General features: G+C 47.7%; 4 protein-coding genes. All 4 read left to right on the forward strand.

All coding sequences use genetic code 11. The features are described from left to right. Positions 1–87: 87 nt before the first annotated feature. Positions 88–1,242, forward strand: coding sequence for a glutamine-hydrolyzing carbamoyl-phosphate synthase small subunit (carA, locus tag AAFP11_RS29765; protein ID WP_341740244.1), 1,155 nt, complete (start codon positions 88–90; stop codon positions 1,240–1,242). Positions 1,243–1,413: 171 nt separating this feature from the next. Further along, positions 1,414–1,770, forward strand: coding sequence for an STAS domain-containing protein (locus tag AAFP11_RS29770; protein WP_341740245.1), 357 nt, complete (start codon positions 1,414–1,416; stop codon positions 1,768–1,770). Between the two features lie 226 nt (positions 1,771–1,996). Next, on the forward strand, positions 1,997–2,443 hold the full coding sequence (locus AAFP11_RS29775; protein WP_341740246.1) for a ribonuclease III domain-containing protein: 447 nt from the start codon (positions 1,997–1,999) through the stop codon (positions 2,441–2,443). Between the two features lie 241 nt (positions 2,444–2,684). Further along, the gene (gene rlmB, locus AAFP11_RS29780; RefSeq protein ID WP_341740247.1) at positions 2,685–4,133 is read left to right on the forward strand and encodes a 23S rRNA (guanosine(2251)-2'-O)-methyltransferase RlmB; all 1,449 of its coding nucleotides are present in this window, start codon (positions 2,685–2,687) and stop codon (positions 4,131–4,133) included. Positions 4,134–4,150: the final 17 nt, after the last annotated feature.

Below are 4,150 nucleotides of genomic sequence, written 5' to 3' on the forward strand. Positions count from 1 at the left end.
TTTGAAATAATATTTGTATTTTGCCGGCTAGCATCAAATCCCCGGCAGTGATAAGAATGAAACCAGACGACAGTAATTAAGGATGCCATGTCACTTTCAACTGCACAACCCGCTCTCCTAGTCCTCGCTGATGGTACTGCTTACCGCGGCTGGTCCTTTGGCGCTCACGGCACAGTCGTCGGCGAAGTAGTATTCAATACAGGGATGACGGGCTATCAAGAAGTCTTGACAGACCCTAGTTATTCGGGACAAATCGTAACTTTTACTTATCCAGAATTGGGCAATACCGGGGTAAATCTCGAAGATGAAGAGTCTTCCCACCCCCATATTCGAGCAGCCATCGCTCGCAATATATGCACTCGCCCTAGCAACTGGCGATCGTCCCAATCTCTCCCAGACTACCTCAAACAGTACAATATCCCAGGAATTTACGGCATCGACACCCGCGCCCTGACTCGCAAAATTCGCACGGTAGGAGCAGTCAACGGTGGTATTTCTACCTCGATTCTCGACCCTGCCGAGCTCTTGGAGCAAGTGCAAGACGCCCCCACTATGGACGGACTCAATCTGGTTCGGGAAGTGACTACCCGCGAGGTGTATGAGTGGTCTGAACCCACAGCATCGGTTTGGGAATTTAGTCCGACAGTCAAACCGGCCAGTGGTGAAATGTGGACGGTGGTGGCCCTGGATTTTGGCATCAAACGCAACATTCTACGGCGTTTGGCCAGTTACGGCTGTCGAGTAATTGTTGTCCCCGCAAACACCAGCCCAGAGGAAATCCTCAAGTACAACCCAGACGGCATTTTTCTGTCCAATGGCCCTGGAGACCCCTCGGCGGTAACGGAAGGAATCGAGACGGCGAAGGCTTTGTTAAAGTCGGACAAACCTGTGTTCGGCATCTGCATGGGACACCAGATTTTAGGACTTTCCTTGGGTGCGGAAACTTTTAAACTCAAGTTTGGGCACCGGGGATTGAATCACCCAGCGGGTTTAACCCAGCAAGTGGAAATTACTAGCCAAAATCACGGTTTTGCGATCGACCCTGAGTCGTTAGTTCCCGAAGTAGAAATTACTCACCTCAACTTGAACGATCGCACCGTAGCAGGATTGAAGCACAAAACCCTGCCACTGTTCTCAGTCCAGTACCACCCCGAAGCCAGTCCGGGTCCCCATGATGCCGACTATTTGTTCGATCGATTCGTGCAGTCCATGCGAGAAAATCAGAAAGTAGCCGTTAAGTAGTCATTAGTCATTAGTCGGTTGTCAGTTGTCAGTTGTCGGTTGTCGGTTGTCAGTGGTCTACAGCCCCCAGCCCACAACTGACAAAAAAAGTAGACAAAAGATCAAAAAACTCCTACAATGAAACCTCGACTTTAAGCAATATCTAGCTAGGAGGGTGTCATTTCTGAGCAATTGAACCTGACCGTTAGCCTCAGAGGCACTCGCGAAGTCGGGAATAACTATCAGCTATTTCGCCTGATTGGCCTACTGGACGCTTTTTCCGAGGCAACTTTTCGGAAGGTACTGACCAAATGTATTGAGGATGGTCCAAAACACGTAATTTTGGACTTGTCTAAAATTGACTTTGTGGATAGTTCAGGCTTGGGAGCCCTTGTGCAACTTGTCAAAAAAGCCCAAAGTTTTGACGGGGGATTGCAAATTGTTTCCAATCCCCGCGTAACTCAGACTGTTAAACTGGTTCGCTTAGAGAAATTTTTGTCTTTGCAGACGAGTGTTGATGGTGCCATAGAAAACGTCAAGAATGCTTGACGAATAATTGGATGAGATTAGCTATCCGGTTCTGACAACTGGATAGCAAATTCTTATGTTTGTCAGGAGACAAAGAATCTGTGGTAAATAGCTGAAAAAATGGTATAATTTTATAACCTATGTTGAACAATAAAGCTTAGGGAAGTATCAAGTTAAAACGAGCCTTGTGATACCAGATTAGTAAGTGACTAGAAAAAAAACTGTGCGGAAGTTTGATTAAAAAAGTATGTCGCCGATGGCAGATAATGGACAAAAGCTGAGTTTTAGTGATATCAGTGTCAATCAATTACATCCTGGGATGGTGACATCAGCGGTAATAGAAAGGCTTTCGCCAGCAGCTTGGGCTTACTTGGGAGATGCAGTATACGAACTATACGTTAGGACTTTGTACTTAGTTCCGCCAAAAAAAATGCAAACTTATCACCAATTGGTGGTGGGACAAGTACGAGCCGAAACTCAAGCGCGTCATTTGCGCTCGATCGCTCCTTATTTGAACAGCACAGAATTAGCAATTGTCAAGCGCGGCCGCAATGCTGCTGCGAGCCGTTCCACACGGGCAGATCCAGAGATTTACCAACAAGCCAGCAGCTTAGAAACTTTGGTGGGATACTTATACCTCACCGATCCCGAAAGATTGACCATACTTATGGCACTTTTAGAAATTGACAGTTAACGGTTTTAGCGATTAGAAATTACAAGTAGCGAATTATTACTTAAAAAGCCTGCCGTCGCCTACCTAAAATTGCCAAAATCCTTCTCAGGTAAAGAGGATTTATGAGTAATAAATTAGCAACTAAAAACAGCAAGATCCTCAAATCAGAACCAATCTAAAATCTCAAAAGTCCCAGAGCGATCGGTCAATCAAAAAATCCTTGGCATTAAGCCAAAACCAGTTTTACAGCCAGCACAAACAAATGAGAAAATTTACTAGACCAAACCCCCAAGGGTCCAAGCGCGACAGCAGACCATTCAACAGTGAAGGCCGCGGTGAGGATTCGTCACCATCTCCCCGTTTTGAACGTAAACCCCGTCCAGACACTCGCTCCGTAGCAGCACCTCAAAAGCGATCGAGCTTTACCCCACAACCGCAAGAAATGCCCGTGCGATCGGTTTATAAACGCAACTTAAACTCCGAGGACAAACCCGAACTGCGAAAAAATAATCACTTCAGAGACAGAGACAGAGACAGTAGCCCCCAAGAATTTCGTGGGAATCGTTTCAGAGACAGAGACAACAGCCCCCAGGAATTTCGTGGCAATCGTTTCAGAGACAGAGACAGCAGCCCCCAAGAATTTCGCGACAATAGCTTCAGAGACAGAGACAACAGCCCCCAAGAATTTCGCGACAATAGCTTCAGAGACAGAGACAGCAGCCCCCAAGAATTTCGTGGCAATCGTTTCAGAGACAGAGACAGCAGCCCCCAAGAATTTCGTGGCAATCGTTTCAGAGACAGAGACAACAGCCCCCAGGAATCCCGTGGCAATTACTATAAAAACAGAGACAACAGCCCCCAGGAATCCCGTGGCAATTATTACAAAAACAGAGACAGTGGTGCGGTTGAGCCTGGAAGCAACAGCGTAGTACAACCAGAAGCAGACACAGACATGATTTACGGACGCCATGCTGTGCAGGCGGCCCTCGAAGCAAACCAAGTGCTCAACCGGATCTGGGTTGTGCCACATCTGCGCTACGATCCCCGCTTTCACAGCTTGCTAACCGAAGCCAAGTCCAACGGTAGCATCATCGACGAAGTGGACGATTTGCGACTGGACTACATCACGCGCAAAGCGAACCATCAAGGTGTAGCAGCTCAAATATCAGCCCACGAATACCTAGATTTGAGTGAACTAATCGCCAAGGCTAAATCTGCTACGGAACATCCGGTAATTGTGGTAGCAGAAGGACTCAACGATCCCCACAATTTAGGGGCAATTATTCGCACAGCAGAAGCATTGGGCACTCAGGGCGTAGTGATACCCCAGCGGCGGGCGGTGGGGATTACCTCCGCGGTTAGAAAAGTGGCCGCTGGCGCCTTGGAAAATTTACCCGTAGCGAGGGTTGTCAATCTCAGTCGGGCTTTGGAAGAATTGAAAGAGGCTGGATTTTGGATTTACGGCACTGCCGCTACGGCCAGTCAATCGGTAGAGACAGTGAATTTCTCCGGGCCCACGGTTTTAGTTGTAGGTGGTGAAGCTGACGGTTTGAGCCTTTTGATACAGCGCGGCTGTGATGGATTAGTTTCAATTCCATTAAGGGGCAATACACCAAGCCTGAATGTCTCCGTAGCAACGGGCATGGCTTTATATGAAATTTACCGCCAGCGCGGACCCAAGAAGTTTCATGTACACAGCTCGTCAAAGTAATTAGTCCGATCGCCCCC

The organism is Microcoleus sp. CAWBG640 (genome assembly GCF_020883015.1).
Taxonomy (GTDB): domain Bacteria; phylum Cyanobacteriota; class Cyanobacteriia; order Cyanobacteriales; family Microcoleaceae; genus Microcoleus; species Microcoleus anatoxicus.

Coding starts and splice junctions, on each gene's coding strand:
- carA (WP_341740244.1), top strand. CDS start 88: ATGTCACTTTCAACTGCACAACCCGCTCTCCTAGTCCTCGCTGATGGT.
- rlmB (WP_341740247.1), top strand. CDS start 2,685: ATGAGAAAATTTACTAGACCAAACCCCCAAGGGTCCAAGCGCGACAGC.
- AAFP11_RS29775 (WP_341740246.1), top strand. CDS start 1,997: ATGTCGCCGATGGCAGATAATGGACAAAAGCTGAGTTTTAGTGATATC.